Genomic DNA, 24,423 nt, shown 5'->3' on the forward strand with positions numbered 1-24,423 from the left:
GACCTCATTCTTCCGCAATTTGACGAACGGAGACGGTTTCTCCATCCTGCATCGATGATACGCGCGGTGCTGCTCGATCTTCTGGGTGTCGTCTATGATGGCGACACCCCGATTACGGGCGCTGTCGCGGCCATCGGGCGTCTGCGCGACGCTCAATTGCCGCTCCGCTTCGTCAGCAACACGACACGCTCGCCCCGCAGCGCAATCATCGCGCAGCTTGCAGCCATGGGCATCGAGGTAGCCGACGAAGAATTGCTGACGCCGGCGCGCGCGGCGGTCGAATGGCTGCGCGAGCATGGCCGCCAGCCGCACCTGCTCGTCCATCCCGACCTCGAGGTCGAGTTTTCCCGGCTGAAGGCCGGGAGCGGACGCGCTGTCGTCATCGGCGATGCCGGCGAGGCCTTCGACCATGCCAGCCTCAACCGGGCTTTCCGCGAGCTGGTCGCCGGCGCCGATTTTCTTGCGCTTGCCATCAACCGCACCTTCAAGGATGCCGACGGCCTGCTCAGCCTCGATACCGGCGCCTTCGTCGCGGCGCTGGAATTCGCCAGCGGCCGAAGCCCCGTCGTGCTCGGCAAGCCGTCAGCGGATTTCTTCCACTCGGCGCTCGCCGGTCTGAACTGTCCGGCTGCCGATGCGGTGATGGTCGGCGACGATGCCGAAAGCGATGTCGCCGGCGCGCTCAGCGCGGGGCTTGGCGCGGCGCTGCTCGTGCGGACGGGCAAGTTCCGCCCAGGCGATGAAACGCGCTTCGATCCAGCACCGACGGCGCTGGTAGACGATCTCACCGCTGCAACCGAATGGATACTTAAAGGCGCGCCGGGCTGAAACGGATCCGCTCGGCGCGCTTTGAGTTTCGTCTGATGGGTGCTGTGGCCTGATGGACCGGCGGTTGATTCCCGTTCAGGGTTCCTCAGCGGGCTCGCGGGGAGCGAACCTGCGCAATCGGCTTTCCTTTTTCCGTTATGTCCGGCGAGCGCGCCCTCCGCGCTCGCATCGGCGGCGGCATGGGAACCGCCACAATAGTCGAAAGGAAGTGAGATCATGCCGAAGATCAACGTCAACGCTCTGCCGTTCGTCGCGCGCGGCAGTTACCCGCCGCCGTACGACAAGCTGGTCGCAGGTCGTTCGCGCAAGCGTCTCGGCGATGAAGCCGGCCTGACCCAGTTCGGCGTCAACCTGGCGAAGCTCGCACCCGGCGCCTACTCATCGCTGCGCCATTGGCACGAGAATCAGGACGAGTTCGTCTTTGTCATGGAAGGGGAACTGACGCTGGTGGAGGACGAAGGCGAGACCGTGCTGCGGCCGGGCGACGCGGGCGGCTTCAAGGCGGGCGTCGCCAACGGCCACCATTTGGTCAACCGCTCCGGCAACGACGCTATCTATCTTGAAGTGGGGACGCGCACACAGCGGGAACGCGCGCACTTTTCCGACGTCGATCTTGTCGCCGTTGCCGACGAGACCGGCGTCCACTACAGCCGTAAGGACGGAGCGCGCTTGTGAATGCTTTCACGCTGGAATTGCCCTAGAGCGGTTCACCGTTTCACGGAAACGGCGAACCACTCTATCTCTTTGTTTTCACGCAATTCCGGACGGAAAACCGCTTCACACTTTTCCTGGAATTGCTCTAGCCGCGCCGCAGCCTGACCGGCGCCTCGCCGAATGCCTTGGAAAATGCCCTGGAAAATGCCGCGGCGGAAGAGAAGCCGGTACGCCCGGCAATGTCGGCCATCGCGATGCGGGTGTCGACGACCAGCCGGCGGGCTGCGCTGAGGCGCAGCCGCAGATAGTAGGCGCCGGGCGTCTCGCCGATCGACTTGCGAAAGATGCTTTCCAGCGTCCGCGCCGTTACGCCGGCGCGCTTCGCCACCGCGTCGATGGTCAGCGGCTGGTCGACATGCGCTTCCATCAGGCGGATCGCCTGCGCCAGGCGCGGATCGTAGCCGTCGAGCCGGCCGAGCGAGACCAGCGGCTGCGCGTCGGTCGCGGCGCGCGCCTGGTCGTAGATGAAGACGCTTGCCACATCGAGCGCGGCGGCCATGCCGAGCCGGGTGCGGACGAGATGCAGCATCAGGTCGAAGGTCGGCGAGGCGCCGCCCGAGGTGAAGACCGGACCGTCGATGACATAGCGGTCCGGCCGCACGTCGACGCCGGGAAAGGCGGCGGAGAAATCCTCCATGTCTTCCCAATGGGTGGTGGCGCTGCGGCCTTCGAGCAGCCCGGCGCGCGCCACCAGCCAGGTGCCGGCCTCGACGCCGCCGCAGGCGCGGGCCGCACGCGCTGCCCTGCGCAAACCGGCAAGCAGCGCCGACGTCGCGTAGTTCTGCGTGCCGAAGCCGGCGACGACGACCAGCATGTCGGTCGGCTCGGCCGCGTCGAAGCGGCCGCTGACGGCGACCGGCAGGCCGCAGGTGGTCACCGGGGCCTCGCCGGTGACCGAGACCAGCTTGAAGTCGAACAATGTCTCGCCGGAAATGCGGTTGGCGGCGCGCAGCGGGTCGACCGCCGAGGCCACGCACATGATGGACGATCCCGAGAACACCAGGAACGTCACCTTCAGCGTTTCGCGTTCGGAGCGAAAGATGCTCGGCTTTTCGCTTTTGATCATGAGAGCTTCGTAAAACGCAAAACAGTTTCCGGCAAGTCGGTCATTCTTGGCGAGCTTCGGCCATGTCGTCACAGCAAAGCCGGTTTCCGACTTTTTGCTCGGCATGGATGGCTGATCGAATTTGGGAGGAAAGACGATGCCACTCGCGATGAACCGTGAGGTCTTCATTACCTGTGCCGTGACCGGTTCCGGCGGCACGCAGGATCGCAGCCCGAATGTGCCGCGCTCGCCCAAGCAGATCGCCGATTCGGCCATCGAAGCCGCCAAGGCGGGCGCCGCCATCGTCCACTGCCATGTCCGCGACCCGGAGACCGGCAAGCCCAGGCGCGACGTGCATCTCTATCGCGAAGTGACGGAGCGCATCCGCGAGGCGAATGTCGACGTCGTGCTGAACCTCACCGCCGGCATGGGCGGCGATATGGTGTTCGGCTCGCCCGAGGCGCCGCTGCCGCTCAACGAGAAAGGCACCGACATGGGCGGCGCCACCAACCGCATGGAACATGTGCGTCAGTGCCTGCCGGAGATCTGCACGCTGGATTGCGGCACGATGAACTTCGCCGAGGCCGACTATGTCATGACCAACACGCCCGGCATGCTGCGCGCCATGGGCGGCATGATGACGGCGCTGGGCGTCAAGCCGGAGATCGAGGCCTTCGACACCGGCCATCTGTGGTTCGCCAAACAGCTTGTCGAGGAGCAGGTGCTGAAGCCCGACGCGCTGGTGCAGCTCTGCATGGGCGTGCCGTGGGGCGCGCCGGACGACCTCAACACCTTCATGGCGATGGTCAACAATGTGCCGTCGACCTGGAACTGGTCCGCCTTCTCGATCGGCCGCAACCAGATGGCCTATGTGGCAGCCGCGGTGCTTGCCGGCGGCAATGTCCGCGTCGGGCTGGAAGACAATCTCTGGCTGGACAAGGGCGTGCTCGCGACCAACGCGCAGCTGGTCGAGCGCGCCGTGAGCATCGTCTCCAATCTCGGCGCGCGCGTGCTCGGGCCGGAGGAAGTGCGCAAGAAGCTCAACCTCACCAAGCGGGCGCCGATCGCCGCGTGATTTGAGGGGCTCTGAAATGGCTACCGTCAAATTCACCGCGATGAAGGACGGCGACAAGGAAGATTATGAATTCCTGACCGCGCACGAGATCGACTATGCCGCCAAGACCGGCGACCGGCTGCTCGATGCGCTCGTGCAGCTCGACGAGGGCCTGTCCGGCTACAAGATCACCCGGCTCGGCCATTCGCTGCAGGCGGCGACGCGCGCCTGGCGCGACGGCGCCGACATAGACTGGATCGTCGCCGCACTTCTGCATGACATCGGCGACATCTATGCGCCCTACAATCACGACGAATATGCCGCGACGATCCTGAAGCCGTTCGTGCGCGAGCAATGCACCTGGGTGGTGGAAAAGCACGGCGATTTCCAGCGCCTCTATTACGCGCATCATCTCGGCGGCAACCGGCATGCGCGCGACCGCTTTGCCGGCCACCTCTATTTCGACGACTGCGACCAGTTCTGCGAGCGCTGGGACCAGTCGAGCTTCGATCCCGACTACGACACGCTGCCGATCAGTTTCTTCCGGCCCTTCGTGCTCGAAGTCTTCGCGCGCAAGGCCTACGACCCGGTGGTGATCCGCGCCGGCGAGCGCGTGCCGCTTACCGATCCCGAAACAGCCAAGACGAGAACCGGAGCCTGAGCATGAGCATCATCAACAAGGCGGCAGCCATCGGCGGCGGCGTCATCGGCGCCGGATGGGTGGCGCGGCTGCTCTTGAACGGCATCGACGTCGCGATCTTCGACCCCGATCCCGAGGCTTCGCGCAAAGTGAGCGAGGTGATGAAAGGCGCGCGCCGCGCCTACAAGCAGATGCTGCCCGGCGGCCTGCCCAAGGAAGGCAAGCTCACCTTCGCCAAGACGATCGCCGAGGCGGTCGCCGACGCCGACTTCATCCAGGAAAGCGTGCCGGAGCGGCTCGACCTCAAGCACAAGGTGCTGGCCGAGATCGACCAGCATGCGCCGGCCAACGCCATCGTTGGTTCCTCGACGTCCGGCATCAAGCCGACCGACATGCAGGTGGCGATGAAGAAGCATCCGGAGCGGCTGGTCGTCGGCCATCCGTTCAATCCGGTCTATCTGCTGCCGCTGGTCGAGATCGTCGGCGGCCAGCAGACTTTCCCGGAGGCGATCGAGGTCGCCAAGGAGCTCTACGCCTCGATCGGCATGAAGCCGGTGGTGGTGCGCAAGGAGATCGAGGCCTTCGTCGGCGACCGCCTGCTCGAGGCCGCCTGGCGCGAGGCGTTGTGGCTGGTCAAGGACGGCATCTGCACCGTCGAGGAACTCGACGACATCATGCGCTATTCCTTCGGCCTGCGCTGGGCGCAGATGGGCATGTTCCAGGTTTACCGCGTCGCCGGCGGCGAGGCCGGCATGCGCCACTTCATGGCGCAGTTCGGGCCCTGCCTGAAATGGCCGTGGACCAAGCTGATGGACGTGCCGGAATTCAACGACGAATTGGTCGATCTCATCGCCACGCAGTCGGACGAGCAGGCCAACGGCCTGTCGATCCGCGAGCTGGAGAAGATCCGCGACGACAATCTGGTCGCGATCATGGAAGCGCTGTCGAAGCAGAACAAGGGCAAGGGCTGGGGTGCCGGCGCGCTGCACAAGGACTATACCAGGCAGCTCGCCAAGCTGGCGGCGAAGCCGGTTGCCAAGGCCGCCGACAAGGCAAAGACCGCCAAGCCGGCGAAGAAGGCGGCGAAGCCGGCAAAGGCTGAAAAGCCGGCCAAGGCCGAAAAGCCTAAGAAGAAGAGCAAGAAGAAGGGCTGAGGCGATGCATTTCGGTCTTTCGGAAGAACAGAAGCTCATCGTCGAAACGACGCGCGCCTTCGTCGAGAACGAGCTTTACCCGCATGAGCGCGAGGTGGAGCGCACCGGCGTGCTGCGCCGCGAACTCATCGACGAGCTGAAGGCCAAGGCGATCGCGGCCGGGCTCTACGCCGCCAACATGCCGGCCGATGTCGGCGGCGCCGGCCTCGATACGGTGAGCTGGCTGCTCTACGAAAAGGAGCTCGGCCGCGCCAATTACGCGCTGCACTGGACCTGCGTGGCGCGGCCGTCCAACATCCTGCTCGCCGGCACGCCGGAGCAGCGCGAGAAATATCTCTTCCCCTGCATCCGCGGCGAGAAGTGGGACTGCCTGGCGATGACCGAGCCCGGCGCCGGCTCCGACCTGCGCGGCATGAAGGCGACCGCGGTGCAGGACGGCTCGGACTGGGTGCTCAACGGCACCAAGCACTTCATCAGCCATGCCGACATCGCCGACTTCGCGATTTGTTTCATGGCCTCGGGCGAGGAGGATTCGCCGCGCGGCAAGCGCAAGAAGATCACCGCCTTCTTCGTCGACAAGGGCACCAAGGGTTTCACGGTGCGCGACGGCTACCGCAACGTCTCGCATCGTGGCTACACCAACTCGATCCTCGAATTCGACGATTGCCGGCTGCCGGCGAGCCAGATTCTCGGCGAGGTGCACAAGGGCTTCGAGGTGGCGAACTCCTGGCTCGGAGCCACGCGGCTCCAGGTCGGAGCCACCTGCCTCGGCCGCGCCGAGCGCGCGCTTTCGCACGCCATCGAATATGCCGCGCAGCGCCAGCAGTTCGGCCAGCAGATCGGCAAGTTCCAGGGCGTCTCGTTCAAGCTCGCCGACATGGCGACGGAACTGAAGGCCGCCGATCTGATGGTGTTCGAAGCCGGCTGGAAGTACGATCAGGGCACCGTCACCGATCAGGACATGGCGATGGCCAAGCTGAAGGCCACCGAGATGCTGGCTTTCGTTGCCGACGAGGCGATCCAGATCCATGGCGGCATGGGGCTGATGGACGACCTGCCGCTCGAGCGCATCTGGCGCGACGCCCGCGTCGAGCGCATCTGGGAAGGCACGTCGGAGATTCAGCGACATATTATTTCGCGGGCGTTGCTGCGTCCGTTCGGTGCTTAGAGCATGATCGCCCCAAGCCGGAACCCGGTTTGGGAAAGATCGCGCTCAAACGAAAAGATGACCATGCATAAACTCGAACGTCTCCTGCGCCCGAAATCGATCGCCGTGTTCGGCGGGGCGCAGGCCGCCGCCGTCGTGGCGCAGTCGATCAAGATGGGCTTTGCCGGCGAGATCTGGCCTGTGCATCCGACCAAGGACGAGGTCGCCGGCCGCAAGGCCTACCGCTCCGTCGCCGACCTGCCCGGCGCGCCGGACGCCGCCTTTGTCGGCGTCAACCGCCATCTCACCATCGAGGTCGTCAAGGCGCTGGCCGAGCGCGGCGCAGGCGGCGCTGTATGCTTCGCGGCGGGCTTCCTCGAGACCGAAGCCTATGACGAGGACGGCGAGCGGCTGCAGGCGGAGCTCGTTGCCGCCGCAGGCCAGATGCCGATCATCGGCCCGAACTGCTACGGCCTGATCAACTATGCCGACGGCGCGCTTTTGTGGCCCGACCAGCATGGCGGCATCAGGCTGCCTAAGGGCGGCAGGGGTGTCGCCATCATCACGCAGTCGTCCAACATCGCCATCAACATGACGATGCAGAAACGCGGCCTGCCGATCGCCTTCCTGATGACGGCCGGCAACCAGGCGCAGACCGGCCTCTCCGAAATGGCGCTCGGCCTGATCGAGGACGAGCGCGTCACCTCGCTTGGCCTGCATATCGAGGCTTTCGACTCGGTCGCCGGCTTCGAGCGGCTGGCGGCGAGAGCCCGCGAGCTGAAAAAGCCGATCATCGCCATGAAGGTCGGCCGTTCCGAACAGGCCAGGCAGGCGACGGTGTCGCACACCGCCTCGCTCGCCGGTTCCGACGCCGCCTCCGGCGCCTTCCTGAAGCGTCTGGGCATCGCGCGCGTCGATTCCATTCCGGCCTTCATCGAGGCGCTGAAGCTCTTGCACATCACCGGACCTTTGCCCGGTTACAGACTGTCGTCGATGAGCTGCTCGGGCGGCGAGGCATCGGTGATGGCCGACAGCGCGGAAGGGCGCTGGGTGCATTTCCCGGCGATGACGGCCGAGCACCGCGCCCATGTCAAATCGACGCTCGGGCCGCTGGTCGCGGTCGCCAACCCGCTCGACTACCACACCTTCATCTGGAACAACGAGCCGGCGATGACGGCCACCTTCACCGCCATGGTGTCGGGCGGCTTCGACCTCAACATGCTGGTGCTCGACTTCCCGCGCCCCGACCGCTGCTCCGACACCGACTGGTGGGCGACGCTGCGCGCCTTCGAGGCGGCGCTGAAGACCAACAGGGCGCAAGGCGCGATAGTCTCCTCATTGCCGGAGAACCTGCCGGAGGAATATACCGCCGGGCTGATGGCGCGCGGCATGGTGCCCTTGTTCGGCATTTCCGAGGCGATGGATGCCGCGCAGGCGGCAGCCTTCATCGGCTGGGCGTGGCGTGAGCCACAGGCGCAGCCGGTCGACACCACGGCGGCCGGCGCGACCGATGGCAAGCATATCGCCCCCGACGAGGCCGAAGCCAAGGCACGCCTGATCGAGGCCGGCCTGCCGGTGCCTAGGGGCGAGCGCGCTTCCAACGCGGTCGAGGCCGTGATCTCGTCGATGGCGCTCGGCTTCCCGGTGGCGCTGAAGGCGCTGGGCGTGACCCACAAATCGGAACTCGGCGCGGTGCGGCTCAACCTCAAGGACGCGGAATCCGTCAGCAATGCGGCGCATGACCTCCTGCCGCTCGGCACGGGGCTCTATGCCGAACGCATGGTGCGCGACGGCGTCGCCGAGCTGATTGTCGGCTTCACCCGCGACCCGATGTTCGGTGCGGTGATGACGCTGGGCACCGGCGGCGTGCTGGTCGAGCTGTTGCGCGACAGCGTGACCCTGATGCTGCCGGCGACGCGCGACGACATCGAGGCGGCATTGCGGGGGCTCAAGCTCTATCCCCTGCTCGAAGGCTATCGCGGTCGACCCAAGGCCGATGTCCAGGCCGCCATCGACGCCATCGCCGGCATTGCCGACTTCGTGCAGAAGAATGAAGGCGAGATCGAAGAGCTCGACATCAATCCGCTGATCGTCTGCGCCGAAGGCAAGGGCGCCTGGATCGCCGATGCGCTATTGGTGCTTGGAGAAAAGAAGAATGGCTGACGTCATCACCACTCGCCGCGAAGGCACCATCCTCGAAGTGACGCTCGACCGGCCGAAGGCCAATGCCATCGACCTCAAGACGTCGCGGCTGATGGGCGAGACGTTCAAGGCGTTCCGCGACGATGCCAGCTTGCGCGTCGCCATCGTCAAGACTGCCGGCGACAAGTTCTTCAGCGCCGGCTGGGACCTGAAGGCGGCCGCCGCCGGCGACGCGGTCGACGGCGACTACGGCGTCGGCGGCTTTGCCGGGCTGCAGGAACTGCGCGACCTGAACAAGCCGGTCATCGCCTGCGTCAACGGCATGGCGGTGGGCGGCGGCTTCGAGCTGGCGCTGTCCTGCGACCTGATCTATGCCTCGGACCACTCTTCCTTCGCGCTGCCCGAGATCCGCGCCGGCACGCTGGCCGACGCAGCCACCATCAAGCTGCCGAAGCGCATCCCCTACCATATCGCCATGGACCTTTTGTTCACCGGCCGCTGGATGGATGTGGCGGAAGCGCATCGCTGGGGCCTGGTCAACGAGGTGCTGCCCAAGGAGAAGCTCGAGGACCGCGTCTGGGAGATCGCCAGGCTGCTCGCCAGCGGTCCGCCGCTGGTCTTCGCCGCGATCAAGGAGACGGCGCGCGTGGCCGAGGCGCTGACCTTCCAGGATGCGATGAACAAGGTGACGCGCAGGCAGTTGCCGACGGTCGATACCCTCTATGGTTCGGAAGACAACATGGAGGGTTTCCGGGCGTTCGCGGAGAAGCGCGACCCGGTGTGGAAGGGACGATAACGGCGGAGATGACGGCGCGAGGCACCCCCCTCTGCCCTGCCGGGCATCTCCCCCTCAAGGGGGGAGATTGGCAGCTTCGCCCGCATCGCCCTTTCTGCAATGTTGGAGATTGGCGAAAGCCTTCGCGACATCCAATCTCCCCCCTTGCGGGGGAGATGGCCGGCAGGCCAGAGGGGGGTGCCCGGGCTCGACCTCTCCAATCGATGCGGCCGGCATGACCGATTACAGAAAACTCATCGACGCCGAGACCTGGGCCTTCATCGAGAAGACCAATTCCTATTACCCCCCGGACACGATCGACTACACGATCGCCGAACAGCGGGCGATCTACGACCGGATGTGCCGGGAGTTTTTCGCCGGCTACCCGCATGGCGTGACGACGGAAACGACCGCCATCCCCACGCCGACCAACAGCATCCCGATCCGCATCTATCGCAACGCGGAACCGGACAAGGCCGCGATGGTGCTCTATGCCCATGGCGGCGGCTTCATTCTCGGCGGATTGGACAGCCATGACGATGTCTGCGCCGAACTCTGCGCCCGCACCGGCTACGAGGTGGTCTCGGTCGATTACCGTCTGGCGCCGGAACATCTCCACCCCGCCGCCTTCGACGACGTGCTTAGCGCCTTCGAATGGGCTGCCAGGACCTATGACTGCCCGGTCCTGCTCTGCGGCGACAGCGCCGGCGGCAATCTCTGCGCCGCCATTGCCCACGCGACGCGCGGTCATGTGAAGAAGCCGGCGGCCCAGCTGCTGATCTATCCCAGCCTCGGCGGCGACCACTCCAAGGGGTCCTACGTCACGCATGCCGAGGCGCCGATGCTGACCGCACGCGATATCGAATTCTACAAGCATATTCGCACCGGCGGCGTCGACCGGACCGGCGACATCACGCTGTATCCGCTCGCCGACGCCAATTTTGCCTACCTGCCTCCGACCGTGCTGATCACCGCACAATGCGACCCGCTGTCGTCCGACGGCGAGGCTTATCGCGACCGCGTCGTCGCGGCGGGCGGCCATGCCTACTGGTTCGAGGAGCCGCGGCTGGTGCACGGCTATCTCCGGGCCCGCCATACGGTCGGCCGGGCACGCGCCAGCTTCACGCGTATCGTCGAGGCGGTCTCCACGCTCGGCAAAGGCGAATGGATCTGGTGACTTTCCCGAGCGGCGAGGACAGACCTTCCGCCTCGCCCTATTCCTCGCATTGAACCTTTCCGTCTCGGGCCGCGACTGACGGCCAGGCACACCGCAACCGTGCGGACTGGAAAGGAACCCCAATGACCAGAAGCCCAGAGACTCGGCGGTCTCCGGGAACAACAGGAGCCCATCGCGACCATCGCTTTGGGGAGCGGGTCGATACGCTCGGCTTCCGGCTGCTTCCGTTGACCCTGCCGGGGAGCCGGCGTATCGTGACCAAGCGGAAAACAGACAATTCTATCAGGGACGAACGAGCCGGAACGCTGCGACTTGCTTTGACTTGCGCGGCGAAAATCGGGGGTTCTTCCGACGACTTCGGGGGGAGCTCAATGTCTTGCGACCGCGGCTCGTTCGTGGCTTCTCGCGCCAGCGGTTTGCGCCGCGCCATAGTGACGGCCAGCGGAATCCTGGCGCTGGCGCTGTCCGCCAGCCTCTGGCTAAGCAGCGCAGCGAAAGCCCAGGAAACGCAGATCATCTATCCCGGCTCGATGGCGGTGACCGGCTTTCCCGGCACCGTCATTCCAGATTTCGACTCCTCCGATTCGGGAAAAGGGGGCCTGTCGCCCGGCGTCGACCCGGTCGACGAAACCTTCATCGACACTTCGCAAGCCTCGTTGCGGATTTTCAATGTCTCGCGTCTCGGTGGCGCGGCCTCCGGCCAACTCGTCTACACGCCGCCGCCTTTCGAGGTGACGGCAGGCCAGGTCGGCGAGGTGTTTGGCCTCACCTATGACGACGGCGTGCGCGATGGCGTGCCATCGGGCATCCCCGATCTCTATGCCGCGGCGACCTCGCTGCACGGCATCGAGATCGTCACGCCGGACGCCGACGACGACGGCCGCCCCGAGCGGCAGCGCCGCGGCACCGCGGGCGCAGTCTTCATGGACGGCCAGTTCGGCACCGAAGACGGCGGCGGACCGGGCACGATCTGGAAGATCGACGGCATTTCGGGCGCAGTATCGAAATTCGCCGACATCGACACCAATAGCGGGCCTGGCATCGGCAACCTTGCCTTCGACCCGACCCATCGCGAGTTCTTCGCTTCGGATCTCGACACCGGCCTGATCCATCGCATCGACGTCGACGGCAATCTGATTGACACGTTCGACCATGGCGTTGCCGGGCGTCCGGCGCATGGGCTGGCCCCGGTCGCCGACGACGGCGCCGTGATGGACATCCAGGCCGCCGCCTTCGACAGCGAAGACCCCGAGACCTGGGGTTATACGCAGGATGCGCGCCGCGTCTGGGCTATCGCCTATCATGGCGGCCGACTTTACTATTCCGTCGGCGAGAAAGCCGAAATCTGGTCGGTCGGCATTGCGAGCGACGGAAGTTTTGCCGTCGATCCGCGCTGGGAGCTGACGGTCAAGGCCGACCAGGACTACGCCGTCACCGACATCGCCTTCGACAACAAGGGCTTCATGTACCTCGCCCAGCGCGGCCCGGCGGAAAACCGCTACGACTACGGCCGCTTCGCCGATTCCGGCAAAGGCGAGGTCATCCGCTACCAGCGCGAGGATCCGGACGATCCGGCGACGGAATCGGTCTGGGTGGAAGTGCCGCAGGAATATGCGATCGGCTTCCCGCAAGGCAATCGCCAGTCGGCCGGGGGCGTCGACCTGCAATACCGCTACGATGCCGAAGGCAATCTCGACACCTCGGTTTGCACCGACACGGTCGTCAACACCGGCGACAAACTGCGCGACAATCCCGAACTTGCCGAGCGGCTCGCCGCCGGCGGGCCGCTTGCCGTGCATGGCGTGCAACTGACGCCGAGCGCGCTGGTCAAGCCGGCTAACGTGCCGCCTTTCGGCTCATGGTTCGTCGACTTCGACGGCTATTTCGAAGACCCCGACGTCCAGGGTCATGTCGGCGACGTCAGGGTCTGGCGCCCCTGCGAAGGCCGCGCCGGCTACTACGAGGAAATCCCGGGCGGCTATCTGCCCCCGTTCTATCCGCCGGACTTCCTACCGCCCGGCAACCTGCCGCCATGTCTCGATGTTGCGGACGTGCAGTATTTCTGCACACCACGCGGCCTCCAGGCGGATCTCTATCTCCATGACCATGCCGGCTTAGGCGGCGATTCGATCAAGGCTTTGTCCAAAACGCCCGGCGTCGCGGTGACCTCACCCATCTCGCACGCTCCGGGCAAGCCCTACACGATCGACATCACAGGCCATAATCCGGGCGAGACCGTCAATGTCGGGCTCTGCTTCTACCGGAAGTCCGACCAGGACAAGGGCGGCTACTATCCTTGCTGCAAGATGACGCTGCCGCTCAGAACGCCGGACGTCAGTTGCGAAGGGAGGGAAAGATGAACAGTCCCGTCCTTTCCCGCCTTGCTTGGCGCAGAACCCTCATGGAGACGATCACGAAACCCCTGTCATACGCCAGGCGCGGCGCGCGCTGGCTGATGGCGGCCGGTGTCGCCGTCGCCATGATGCCGGCATTGCCGGCGCTCGCCCAAGACAAGGCTCCTGCCGCCAATCCAGAACCCGCCCTTGCACAGCACGGCATCAATCCGGAGCTCGCACGAATCGTGCCGTTCTTCACCAAGAGAGGCGGCCAGAGAGGCTGTGATTCCGTCGAATATGTCCTGAGCTTCGGCATCCACGGTGATCCGCAGGACTTCGACCGACCAAGCGTGGCGGCGCTGCTGAAAGCGACGCGGCTCGACTTCAAGGACCAGCTTCCGCACGGCTTGCAGATCGTCAGCGTCGATGTCGCCGGCGACGGCACCAGCGCCTCCGGCGGGCCGCTGCCCGCTGCTGCGATCAGCACATCGGCCGACCCGAACGATACGGCGAGCGTCACCAACTTCCGGATCAGCGCTTCCAACCTCGACGGCGCCGGCGCCGCAAATGAACGCGTCATCACCTTCCGGATCACGGCCAAGATAGACCATGCCGCCTTTCCCGCGCCGGCGACGGCCGACAACCAGGGCCTGATCGAAGCGGCCTTCAGGGGCGGCCCGGCAACCACGATCCCGTCGCAGGATCCGGACAAGCCCGACGACGGCGATTTCCTCACCGGCGTCAAGACCTCGATCAAGATCGACCTGACCAAGTGCAACCCGCCGCCTCCGGCCAAGGAATGCTTCAAGGTCGAGCGCGGCACGGTCGACTGCGTGCCCGGCGGCGGCGCCTTCATCTACCACATGCCGGTCGGGCCGGAGATGGGCGGCAAATGGGTGCAGGCGTCGACGACGACACCAGGCATCACCATCGTGCCCGACACGCAGCAGGTGCCTGCCGGCGGCGGCGTGCTGAACTGGAAGATCATCGGCGCTTCGCCGGGCGAGGCCATCCATCTCGTCGTCACCGGCATCGACAGCCATGCCGGGCCGAAGGAAGGCTGGGGACTTTGCTGCACGCAGGAGATCGACATCGTCATTCCGCGCGATCTCAAGTGCCCGCCTGAAAAGCGGCCCGATCTCAAGGTGGAGAAGTGGGCAGGGGTGCCGCGCTGCACGATGGCCGGCGGCTGCGACTTCACCATCACGGTCACCAATGTCGGCGATGGGCCCTACAACGGCAAGATCGTGCTCGACGAGGTGACGTTGCCGGCCGGTTCGATGCTGTCCTCGGGGCCGAACCCGCCCTGGGTCTGCGTGCCCGGAACGACGCCGATGACCTGCACACATCCGGTCACGACACTCAATCCCGGCGCCTCCGTCGTCCTCAAGCTCGGCTTCAAGCCGGCCGGCGGCTGGCAAGGCAGCGTGCTGCGCAACTGCGCCGCCTATGACTACCAGGCCAGCGGCAAGCCGCTGTTCGGCAGCCAGCAGAACGACCGCGGCTGCGCCTCGATCCCGATCTGCCGCCGCGGCGATCGCGACCCGCAGTGCCAGCCTCCGGTCGAGAAGAAGGTTGACCTGATCCTGAAGAAGCGCGCCCGCATCCCGGTCTGCACGTCGGACGAGATCTGCACTTTCGTGATCGACATCATCAACAACGGCACCGGCACCTATCACGGGCCGCTGACGGTGATCGACACCTATCCAGGCGGCGCGCCGACCTCATCGACCTTCGGGCCGAGCCCGCCTTGGACCTGCGGGCCGAACGGCCCCGGCCAGTTCCGCTGCGACAATGCCGGCATCTCCCTACCTCCCGGCGCCTCGACGCCGATCGTGGTCAAGGCGGTGATACCGGCAAACTACCGGCCGGACATGGTCGAGAACTGCGCCGAGGTGAAGGCCATTCCCGGCGAAGCCGACCTCGCCAACAACAAGGCCTGCGCGACCGAGCGCATCCGCCATCCGAATGGCGGCCAGCCCGGCCTGCGCATCACCAAGACGTGCGGCGCCTCGCTTGCCGGCGCGGCTTCGGTTTCCTGCCGCATCACCGTCAGCAACGCCGGCACGGCTGCTCCCACCGGCTTGGTGCGGGTCGATGATACCGCAACGCTGGCATCAGGCGGCGCGCCGGTCGCTATCCAGACCATCACCGCGGACGGCGCGGAATGGGCCTGCGGGCCGGTGCCCGCCAACACGCTGTCGTGCCAGTTTCCCGGCGCCGTCATGACGCCCGGAACCAGCCGGCACTTCGACGTGACGGTGAGCGGCAATGGCGAATTCGAGAACTGCGCGCGCGGCTCCTATGGGCCGGCGCCGGGTGACGACATCGTCTATCCGATCGGCCAGGCCTGCGCCAAGGGCGGCGGTACCTCGACGCTGCGTGTCGAGAAGACCGGCGACAGCGAATGCCAGCCGGGCCAACACTGCTCGTTCGAGATCACCATCACGAATGACGGGCCGAACGCCTTCTCCGGCCCGGTTCGCATTGGCGATGCGATCGGCCTGGACGGCATCGGCCGCCTGGAAGGTCTCCAGATTACCTCTGTCGACCCGCCCTTCGGCTGCTCGCCGGAGCCGGTGACGCTGCCGGCATCCTGCATCGCCAACCTGACGCTCAGCGCCGGCGAAAGCCACACGCACCATGTCATCGTGGTGCTTCCCGACGATGCGCGGCTTGCCAATCTGCAGGGCACGGTCAGCGGACAGAACTGCGTCGGCGTGCTGTCGCCGAACACGCCGGTGCAAAGCGGCGGCGACGTGCTGTCGCCTGCCCCAACCAACGGGCAGGTCGGCCGCGGCAAGGCCTATGCCTGCCACCCCTTCACCATCAAGCGTGAGGTGAAGAACCAGTGCTCGAACGGCATGGTGCTGAACGCGGCTGGCCGCTGCGCCTGCCCGGACGGCACGACCTTCCGCAACGGCCAGTGCAGTTCCGGCGGCGGCAAGCTGCAGCCGCTGCCGGTGCCGCCGCGCTGCGTCCTGCTCAAGGGCCAGATCCGCACCGAGGACGGGCGCTGCGTCTGCCCGCGCGGCACGGAGCTGGAAAACGGCAAGTGCGTGCAAAGCGAGCAGCCGCAGGAGCCGCAATGCACGCTGCGTCCCGGCCAATACCGCGACCAGGACGGCAATTGCGTGTGCCGGCGCGGCGAGCTGGTGAACGGCGTCTGCCAGGTCACGCCGCCGAAATGCACGATCCGCGGTGCGGTGCCGACGGCGAACGGCTGCGTCTGCCCCGACGGCACGCATCTCGACCGGGCGGCCAAGGCCTGTATGCCCGACCGGCAGCCGCCCAGCCAGTGCCGCATCCGCGGCCAGGTGCGCAATGCCGACGGCGACTGCGTCTGCCCGAAGGGGACGGAGGTGCGGGGCAAGGTCTGTGCGCCGGTCAGGAAGCCGCAGGCATGCTCCATCCGCGGCCAGGTCCTCAACAAACGCGGCGCCTGTGTATGCCCGCGTGGCACCGAGGTGATAGAAGGCAGGTGCGGCACGTTCGAAGACGCTGAATGCGCACCGGGCTCGCAGATGATCGACGGCATTTGCCAGCCGATCATCAGGCGGCGCTGCCCGGTCGGGACGACCGGACGGTATCCGGACTGCTTCCCGATCCGCAGGCGGCCGGGCGTGGAGATCGGTCCGGACCTGCTGCTCAATCCGAACATCCTGCAGCAGCTGGTTCCGCAGCGCCAGCCGAGGCGGGTGCTGCAGGACCCGGCAGGCGCAAACATCCAGAATTTCAAGCCGTAGCTTCCGATGGCTGAAGACAAAGACCCGCCGGAGCAATCCGGCGGGTCCTTCTTTCCCGCGCCGGAGCTGCGTTCCCGTACGCCCGCCGACCGATGCGGAAAACATGCTTCCCCTTGACCAGACGATGGTCTAGGCAGACGCGCAAGGAAGGCGCGCAACCCAGCGCGCCGACGTGGATGCCGGGAGAGGCCTTTCATGAGCAAGAAGACCCTGATCGCGCCATCGGTGCTGGCGTCGGATTTCTCCAAGCTCGGCGATGAGGTCGAGGCGGTCGCGGCGGCCGGGGCCGACTGGATCCATCTCGATGTCATGGACGGTCACTTCGTGCCCAACATCACCTTCGGCCCGCCGGTGATCAAGGCGATCCGCAATCGCACGAAGGCCTTTTTCGACTGCCATCTGATGATTGCGCCGGCCGATCCCTACCTGGCCGCCTTCGCCGAGGCCGGCTGCGACGGCCTGACCGTGCACGCCGAGGCCGGCCCGCATCTCGATCGCTCGCTGCAGACGATAAAAGGCCTCGGCAAGAAGGCCGGCGTCTCGCTCAACCCGGCGACCCCGGAAACGGCGATCGAATATGTGCTCGACCGGCTCGACCTCATCCTGATCATGACCGTCAATCCAGGCTTCGGCGGACAGGCGTTCATCCCGGCGATCGTCGACAAGGTGAGACGGGTGAAGGCGTTGATCGGCAACCGCCCGATCCGCGTCGAGATCGACGGCGGCGTCTCGCCGGAGACAGCACCGCTGGTGACGGCCGCCGGCGCCGACGTGCTGGTGGCGGGGGCGGCGATCTTCAAGGGCGGCACGGTCGAAGCCTATCGGGCAAATATCGAGGCAATCCGTTCAGCAGCTGACAAAGCCGCCAATTGAAGACATCGACAGCTTATTTCCAGCAAAAGCCGCAGCGCTGCTGAACGCCTGTTCAATATACCGAGTTATATCAAGCCGCCCAACAACGTCAGCTTTTTCCGGCTGATTTTTATTTCTTAAAGTCGAATATCGCCACCTTCCGCTTTTAGGCGGCAGTGCCCGGCTGTATGATACATGTACGGAGATTGCTTCGCCGATGGGCCCTGACAAAACAGGGGCAAGCAATGGGAGTTCGATTGACATACGGAAACGCCGATACGGGCGAAGGCAAGGGTGCCAAGAGCACGCTGGCCAGCTCGGTGTATCATCAACTCCGCGAGGACCTGCTGCGCGGAGCCCTGGAGGCCGAGGGCAAGCTGCGCGTCGAATGGGTCGTTTCCCGCTATGGTGCCGGCGCGTCGCCGGTGCGCGAGGCGCTCAACCGCCTTGCCGCCGAAGGCTTGCTTGGCCGCCATGACCAGCGCGGCTTCTTCCTGATGCCGGTGAGCGCGGCCGAGCTGGAGGAGCTCACCCGCACCCGCTGCTGGCTGGAAGAACGCGCCTTGCGCGAATCCATCGCCCATCGCACGGCCGAATGGGAAGAGCAGCTGGTATTGGCCCTGCACCGCCTGGCGCGCGCCGAGCGCCGCCAGCCCGACGATCCGGCAACCAACAATCCAGAATGGGAGACGCTGCACCGCGCCTTCCATCGCGCGCTGATTTCGGCATGCCGGTCGCATTGGCTGATCGGCTTTTGCGATCAGCTTTCCGACCAGGCCTCCCGCTACCGGCTGATCTCGCAGCGCGGCCCCGGCTCCGAACGCGACGACCTTGGCGAACACCGCACGATTGCCGAGCGGACGCTGGACGGCGATGCCGACGGCGCGGTCGAGGCCCTGCTCAATCACTACCGGCTGACGGCCGAGATGTGCATGGCGCGCCTCAACCGGGGCTACGATCAGAGAGCCGGTTCAGCCAAGGCCTCACGCGGCCGCAGATAGCTGCCCGTGCGGGCGGCCGTTACGCACTCTTCCTGGAATTGCTCTGGCCGGCAAATCTGATATTCGCTCCGGCGAGCATTCGACGCCAGAGGACGACATGGCCAACCATCTGTTCGACGCCTTTCGGGCCAGCATGCCGGCACCCGGTCGCCTGCTGATGGAGACGGACGACGGGCGTTCGATCTCTTATGGCGACATGCTGGCACGGTCCGCGCAATTGGCGCACGCGCTGGTGCAGGCGGGCGTCCAGCCTGGCGATCGGGTCGCCGTGCAGGTGGAGAAGACGCCGGAAGCCTTGCTCCTCTATCTCGCGTCCTTACGCACCGGCGCCGTCTTCCTGCCGCTCAACACCGCCTACACGCTGCCGGAGCTCGACTATTTCTTCCGCGACGCGGAACCGCGGCTGGTCGTCTGCGATCCCGAAAAAGCGTCGGATATCGAGGCGCTTGCCGCGGCGGCGGGAGCCGCAACGCTGACGCTTGGCCGCGACGGGCGGGGCACGCTCGCGGATCGCGCCGCGCGGCAGCCGACGGATTTCGCGGATGTGGCGCGCGGTCCGGACGATCTTGCCGCCATCCTTTACACCTCCGGCACGACCGGCCGCTCCAAGGGCGCCATGCTCAGCCACGAGAACCTCGCGTCCAACGCGCGCGTGCTGGTGGAGCACTGGCGCTTCGGCGCCGACGACGTGCTGATCCACGCGCTGCCGATCTTCCACACGCATGGCCTGTTCGTTGCCACCAACGTCATCCTTATGGCGGGCGCCAGGATGCTGTTCGAACGGAGGTTCGATCCGGGGCGTGTCATTTCGCTTTTGCCTCGCGCCACCGCGCTGATGGGCGTGCCGACTTTCTATGTGCGTCTCCTGCAGCAGGACGGGCTGACGAGAGATGCGGCGAGCCATATGCGGCTGTTCATCTCCGGCTCGGCGCCGCTGCTTGCCGAAACGCACAACGCCTGGCGAGAGCACACCGGGCACGCCATCCTCGAACGCTACGGCATGACCGAGACCAACATGAACACGTCCAACCCCTATGACGGCGAGCGGCGCGCCGGCACGGTCGGTTTTCCCTTGCCCGGCGTATCCTTGCGCATCACCGATCCCGAGACGGCCGAGCCGCTGGCCCAGGGCGCGATCGGAATGATCGAGGTGAAGGGGCCGAACGTCTTTGCCGGCTATTGGCGGATGCCGGAGAAGACCAAGGCCGAGTTCCGCAGCGACGGTTTCTTCATCACCGGCGATCTCGGGCTGATCGATGCCGACGGCTATGTCCACATCGTCGGCCGCGGCAAGGACCTGATCATCTCGGGCGGCTACAACGTCTACCCGAAGGAGATCGAGAGCGAGATCGACGCGCTTGCCGGCGTCAGCGAAAGCGCCGTGATCGGCGTCGCCCATCCGGATTTCGGCGAAGGAGTCACGGCAGTGGTGGTACGCAAGCCGGGATCGGCGATCAGCGCCGCCGATATCGCCGCCGCTATCGCCGGGCGGCTGGCGAAATACAAGCATCCGAAGCAGGTGATCTTCGTCGACGAATTGCCCCGCAACACGATGGGCAAGGTGCAGAAGAATGTTTTGCGCGAGGCCTATAAGGATATCTATGCCAAAGCCGGCTAATAATACTGCGTCGTCATCCTAGGGCGAAGCAAGGAGCGAAGCGACGCGCGCAGACCCTAGGATCCATGCCGTTACGCTAAGGCGTTGTAGCGGTTGCAGAATTCTGCACCGTTGCGCTCTACGGCAGAGGTTGCGGCATGGATCCTCGGGTCAAGCCCGAGGATGACGAAGGAATAGGCCTATGCTGCGAAAACCTTCTCGCCGCCGATCCAGACATTCCTGACATCCAGCTCCGCCGACAGACCAACAATGTCTGCCGCCGTGCCGTTGGCGAAGCGGCCGAGGCGGTGCGCTTGGCCGATCGCTTCGGCGGGATAGAGCGAGGCCATGCGCAGGGCCTCGTCGAGATCGAGCCCGACGACGCGATGGACGAAGCGCACGGCCGAAATCATGTCGAGGTCGGCGCCGGCCAGCGTGCCGTCGGCGAGCCTGAGACTCCCGTCCTTGCGGTAGATGGTGCGACCGTTGAGGGTGAAGGAGGTCATGTCGGTGCCGATCGTCGCCATGGCGTCGGTGACCAAAAGGATCTTACCCGGCCCCTTTTTGGCATTGAGCGCTAGCATCATCGTGCCCGGATGGACATGGATGCCGTCGGCGATGATGCCGGCGTAGAGACCGCCTGTGTCGATGGCCGCTCCGGCCAGTCCGGGCTCGCGATTGCCGATCTGGCTCATGGCGTTGAAGAGATGGGTGACGACCGAGGCACCCGCTTCGGCGAAGGCCGTTGCCGTGGCGTAGTCGGTGTCGGAATGGCCGAGGCTGACGATGATGCCGGCCCCGGCGAGCGCCGTGACGCGGGCCGGCTCGACCGATTCCGGCGCAATCGTGGTGAGCAGCACCGGCAGATCCCGGCGCGCGGCGATCAGCGCCGCCTGGTCGGCATCCGTCATCGGCCGGATGAGGGCCGGATCATGCGCGCCCTTGCGCGCTATGGACAGATGCGGGCCTTCGAGGTGCAGGCCGAGGAAGCCCTGAACTTTCTTTCGCGCAGCCTCGGCGCCAGCGGCGACGGCCGCGGCGGTGATCGCCGGCGTGTCGGTGATCAGCGTCGGCAGCAGCGCCGTGGTGCCGAACGGCGCATGCGCCCGGCAGATGGTCTCGATCGAGGCGACATCGGGATGATCGTTGAGCATGACGCCGCCGCCGCCATTGACCTGGATGTCGACGAAGCCGGGAGCCAGCAGGCCGCCGCCAGTCTCGACCAAGGATACGCCGGACGGAATGGCGCCAGTGGGCAGAATGGCCTCGACCAAGCCGTCCTTGACGACGAGCGCCGCATCGTCATGCCAGTCGGCGCCATCAAAGATGCGGGCGCCAGTGAGGGCGAAACGGTCGCTCATACGGTTTCCGTCACCTTGCGCAGGTTACGCGGCATGTCCGGGTCGAGGCCGCGATGGCGCGCGAAGGCCTCGACGAAGCCGTAGAAAGACACGATCAGCGGCAGCGGGTCGGTCAGCGGGTGGCCTGTCGCCACATGCGGCAGCAGCCTGGCGCTCTTTGCCTTGTCGGAAGTCACGAAAGCAGCGGCGCCCTTGGCCGCCACGCTGTCGGCGGCCTCGGCCACCGAAGGCTCCGAGGCGTCACGGGCGGCGAGCGCCAGGACCGGGAAACCCGGTCCGACCAGCGCCAGCGGCCCATGCATGACCTCGGCTGCGCTGTAGGCCTCGGCGTGCATGGCGCAGGTCTCCTTGAACTTCAGCGCCGCCTCGCTGGCGATTGCGAGGGACGGGCCACGGCCGAGGATGAACAGCGACTGCGGGGCCTCGAGTGCCGAGGCGAGCGCCATCCAGTCGCAAGCTATGGCCTTTTCGAAATGTTCGGGCAGGCGGGCAAGCGCTGAAAGCAGCGCCTGATCGCCAGTGCTGTGCGCCATCAGCGCCAGGGCGGCCACGGCCGAATTGACGAAGGTCTTGGTGGCCGCGACACTGCGCTCCGGCCCGGCGAGAATGTCGATGGCGTAGTCCGAGGCGCGCGCCAGCGGCGAGTCGGCCGTGTTGGTGATGGCGACGGTCAGCGCACCGCCGGCCCTCGCCGTTTCGGCCATGGCGACGATGTCCGGGCTTTTGCCCGACTGCGAGATCGCCAGGCAAGCCGAGCCGCGGAGTCTGAGCTTCGCGCCGTAGATGGAAGCGATCGACGGGCCGACCGAGGCGACTGCGAGGCCGGCCGTCAGTTCCACGGCATATTTCGTGAACGTGGCCGCGTGGTCGGACGAGCCGCGCGCCACGGTGACGACGAAATTCGGATCGCGCTCGCGAAGGCCGCGGCCGGCCTCGGCCAGCGCCTTGGCCGAGCCATCCAGCAGGCGGGCGGTGGCCGCCGGGATCTCCTCGATCTCGCGCCGCATGTGAGTGGTGGCTGCGCTCATGGCCGGATCTCCTCTCCCGGCCCGGTCAGCCGGAGTTCCGCGACAAAGTCATAGGCGTCGCCCCGATAGATCGAGCGGGTGAACTCGATCACCTTGCCGCTCGCCAGATAGGAAATACGTTCGATGTGCAGGCCGGCAACCCCCGGCGGCACTTCGAGCAGGCGCGCGTCGGCGTCGCCGAGATTGGCGGCCGAGATGCGCTGCACCGCCCGCACCGGGCGGTTGCCGGTCAGTTCCAGCGCCGCGTAGAGCGAGGAGCCTATCGCCTCGGGATCGGGAAGGACGCTGGCCGAGAGCGCGGCGCGCTCGATCGCCAGCGGCGTGTCGTTGGCGATGCGCAGGCGCGCCACACGCGCCACCAGCTCGTTCGACGACAGACCGAGCACCATCATCTCGTCCGGAGAAGGCGCATAGAGGCCGCGGTCGAGCCAGGCCGAGCGCACGACCATGCCGCGGCGCGCCATGTCCTCGGTGAAGGAGGTGAGCCTCGACAGCGACTGCTCGACACGCTCCATGCGCGGCGCGACGAAGGTGCCGGAGCCATGGCGCTGGACGAGGATGCCGCCCTTGACCAGATCCTGCACCGCCTTGCGCACGGTGACGCGCGAGATGTCGGCCTTGCTGGCGATGTCGCGCTCGGAGGGCAGCGCGTCGCCAGGGCCGATCAGTCCGCGATTGACCGCTTCCTCGATGCTCTTTCTGAGCTGCAAATAGAGCGGCGCGCCGCTCTGCGAGGATTCCTTCAGCATGGCGAAGATCTGGTCAGCGGCGCTCATCGGCCGTCCCCCGATTTGCCGGCGAAGATGCGTATGGCCATCTGCACCGCGCCGCCGAGCGCGTCGTCGAGCGGGGCCTTCAGCAGCGCCTGATAGCGCGCCGACAGGCGCGGCGCATAAAGCGGCGCCAGGCCGCCGAGCAGGCACAGCGGCGCGTCATCGGCGAGATCGAGCGCGCCGAGCGAGGCTTCGACATCGGCAACCGCCTTGTCGAGGATAAAGTTGGCGACGAGGTCGCCCTTGGCGGCATGCTCGAAGACCTTGGGCGCGAAACCGCCGAAGTCGCCGGGCTTGGCATTGGTGGTGAACTCGACCACGTCCTCGGGATTGTTGCGGAACACGGCGAGCATGGCGTCTGTCAAAGGTGAGCCGGGGCGAATGCCGTCATAGGCAAGCAGCGTCTGCTCGAGCAGATCGCGGCCGATGCGCGCGCCGCTGCCCTGGTCGCCGACCTGGAAGCCCCAGCCGCCGATGGCGCGCGACTTGCCGTTCTTGCGCGCCATATAGGCGGTGCCGGTGCCGAGGATCGCCATGGCGCCGTCACCGGACCCGACAGCGCCTTCGAGCGCGATCTCGGCATCGGTCTCGACGCGGCTCTTGCTGAAGGGCAGGATCGCTTCCAGCTGCTGCCTGTAGGTGCCGACGTTGGCGCCGGCGAGGCCGAGAATGGCAGGCGTCTCGGGGATCAGCTCCGGATCCTGGCCGGCGGCGAGAAAAGCCTGCCTTGCCGCCTCGACGATGTTGGCGCGCGCGCCGGTGAGGTCGGTGCGGATGTTGGCCGCACCGCTTTTTGCGCGCCCGACGACGTTGCCGTCGACGGTCGCAAGGGCCGCCCTGCAGCTGGTGCCGCCGCCATCGATGCCAAGCACGAATTTCACACGATTTCTCCTCGCGCCGAATAATACCAATAAAATACCAATAGCCAAGCGTTAATTTCGGTTCAAAAAAGATTATGGCGTATTAAATTGAAAAATCACAGAAATTTGCCAGCTAGGCAGTTCCGATGCACGAAATCCGTTAATGGATGTGGACAAGTGGTATTTTTTTGGT

Annotated in this window: 19 protein-coding genes; 14 read left to right on the top strand and 5 right to left on the bottom strand. The window is 66.0% G+C overall.

Features of this window, described 5'->3' with window-relative positions; all coding sequences use genetic code 11:
* Positions 1–66: 66 nt before the first annotated feature.
* Together QAZ22_RS01965 and QAZ22_RS01970 are read left to right on the top strand one after the other, a co-directional pair.
* The gene (locus QAZ22_RS01965; protein WP_347566932.1) at positions 67–828 is read left to right on the top strand and encodes a TIGR01458 family HAD-type hydrolase; all 762 of its coding nucleotides are present in this window, start codon (positions 67–69) and stop codon (positions 826–828) included.
* A 216-nt stretch (positions 829–1,044) separates the two neighbouring features.
* Positions 1,045–1,503, top strand: coding sequence for a cupin domain-containing protein (locus QAZ22_RS01970; protein ID WP_278205308.1), 459 nt, complete (start codon positions 1,045–1,047; stop codon positions 1,501–1,503).
* 124 nt (positions 1,504–1,627) lie between these two features.
* On the opposite strand, the gene QAZ22_RS01975 is transcribed toward QAZ22_RS01970, so the two are convergent.
* A complete protein-coding gene (locus QAZ22_RS01975; protein WP_278205309.1) occupies positions 1,628–2,608 on the bottom strand; it encodes a GlxA family transcriptional regulator in 981 nt (326 codons plus the stop codon).
* A 136-nt stretch (positions 2,609–2,744) separates the two neighbouring features.
* Here QAZ22_RS01975 and QAZ22_RS01980 point away from each other — a divergent pair, with 136 nt between their 5' ends.
* The 12 genes from QAZ22_RS01980 (at position 2,745) to QAZ22_RS02035 (ending at position 20,229) form a co-directional block, all read left to right on the top strand.
* Positions 2,745–3,662, top strand: a complete 918-nt coding sequence (locus tag QAZ22_RS01980) for a 3-keto-5-aminohexanoate cleavage protein (protein WP_066996067.1) — start codon at positions 2,745–2,747, stop codon at positions 3,660–3,662.
* A gap of 16 nt (positions 3,663–3,678) precedes the next feature.
* On the top strand, positions 3,679–4,302 hold the full coding sequence (locus QAZ22_RS01985) for an HD domain-containing protein (protein ID WP_278205310.1): 624 nt from the start codon (positions 3,679–3,681) through the stop codon (positions 4,300–4,302).
* Between the two features lie 2 nt (positions 4,303–4,304).
* Entirely contained in the window at positions 4,305–5,435 is a 1,131-nt protein-coding gene (locus QAZ22_RS01990) for a carnitine 3-dehydrogenase (protein WP_278205311.1), read from the top strand.
* Positions 5,436–5,439: 4 nt separating this feature from the next.
* Complete coding sequence (locus QAZ22_RS01995; protein ID WP_278075091.1) at positions 5,440–6,603, top strand: acyl-CoA dehydrogenase; 1,164 nt, start codon at positions 5,440–5,442, stop codon at positions 6,601–6,603.
* A gap of 63 nt (positions 6,604–6,666) precedes the next feature.
* Complete coding sequence (locus QAZ22_RS02000) at positions 6,667–8,745, top strand: acetate--CoA ligase family protein (protein WP_278205312.1); 2,079 nt, start codon at positions 6,667–6,669, stop codon at positions 8,743–8,745.
* Positions 8,738–9,520, top strand: a complete 783-nt coding sequence (locus tag QAZ22_RS02005) for a carnitinyl-CoA dehydratase (RefSeq protein WP_278205314.1) — start codon at positions 8,738–8,740, stop codon at positions 9,518–9,520. The genes QAZ22_RS02000 and QAZ22_RS02005 overlap by 8 nt, the downstream gene beginning before the upstream one ends.
* A gap of 214 nt (positions 9,521–9,734) precedes the next feature.
* Entirely contained in the window at positions 9,735–10,676 is a 942-nt protein-coding gene (locus QAZ22_RS02010; protein ID WP_278205315.1) for an alpha/beta hydrolase, read from the top strand.
* 371 nt (positions 10,677–11,047) lie between these two features.
* Complete coding sequence (locus tag QAZ22_RS02015) at positions 11,048–13,036, top strand: hypothetical protein (RefSeq protein WP_278205317.1); 1,989 nt, start codon at positions 11,048–11,050, stop codon at positions 13,034–13,036.
* Positions 13,033–16,758, top strand: coding sequence for a hypothetical protein (locus QAZ22_RS02020; protein WP_278205318.1), 3,726 nt, complete (start codon positions 13,033–13,035; stop codon positions 16,756–16,758). Before QAZ22_RS02015 ends, QAZ22_RS02020 begins: the two co-directional genes overlap by 4 nt.
* Positions 16,759–16,953: 195 nt before the next feature.
* Complete coding sequence (gene rpe, locus QAZ22_RS02025) at positions 16,954–17,631, top strand: ribulose-phosphate 3-epimerase (protein WP_278205319.1); 678 nt, start codon at positions 16,954–16,956, stop codon at positions 17,629–17,631.
* Positions 17,632–17,867: 236 nt separating this feature from the next.
* Complete coding sequence (locus tag QAZ22_RS02030; protein ID WP_278205320.1) at positions 17,868–18,611, top strand: GntR family transcriptional regulator; 744 nt, start codon at positions 17,868–17,870, stop codon at positions 18,609–18,611.
* A gap of 97 nt (positions 18,612–18,708) precedes the next feature.
* Positions 18,709–20,229 carry a malonyl-CoA synthase gene (locus QAZ22_RS02035; protein WP_278205321.1) on the top strand — a complete coding sequence of 507 codons (1,521 nt, stop codon included), beginning with the start codon at positions 18,709–18,711 and terminating at the stop codon, positions 20,227–20,229.
* A gap of 179 nt (positions 20,230–20,408) precedes the next feature.
* Here the strand turns inward: QAZ22_RS02035 and nagA are convergent, their stop codons facing one another.
* From nagA to QAZ22_RS02055, 4 genes are read right to left on the bottom strand one after another with little or no spacing between them, the layout of a single operon-like run.
* On the bottom strand, positions 20,409–21,569 hold the full coding sequence (gene nagA, locus QAZ22_RS02040; RefSeq protein ID WP_278205322.1) for an N-acetylglucosamine-6-phosphate deacetylase: 1,161 nt from the start codon (positions 21,567–21,569) through the stop codon (positions 20,409–20,411).
* Positions 21,566–22,597 (bottom strand): SIS domain-containing protein, encoded by a 1,032-nt coding sequence (locus QAZ22_RS02045; RefSeq protein WP_278205323.1) that lies wholly within the window; start codon positions 22,595–22,597, stop codon positions 21,566–21,568. The genes nagA and QAZ22_RS02045 overlap by 4 nt, the downstream gene beginning before the upstream one ends.
* Positions 22,594–23,373 carry a GntR family transcriptional regulator gene (locus tag QAZ22_RS02050; RefSeq protein WP_278075080.1) on the bottom strand — a complete coding sequence of 260 codons (780 nt, stop codon included), beginning with the start codon at positions 23,371–23,373 and terminating at the stop codon, positions 22,594–22,596. The genes QAZ22_RS02045 and QAZ22_RS02050 overlap by 4 nt, the downstream gene beginning before the upstream one ends.
* Positions 23,370–24,251, bottom strand: a complete 882-nt coding sequence (locus QAZ22_RS02055; RefSeq protein WP_278205324.1) for an N-acetylglucosamine kinase — start codon at positions 24,249–24,251, stop codon at positions 23,370–23,372. The genes QAZ22_RS02050 and QAZ22_RS02055 overlap by 4 nt, the downstream gene beginning before the upstream one ends.
* Positions 24,252–24,423: the final 172 nt, after the last annotated feature.

Origin of the sequence: Mesorhizobium sp. WSM4906 (genome assembly GCF_029674625.1) — a bacterium.
In the GTDB taxonomy this organism is placed as follows: domain Bacteria; phylum Pseudomonadota; class Alphaproteobacteria; order Rhizobiales; family Rhizobiaceae; genus Mesorhizobium.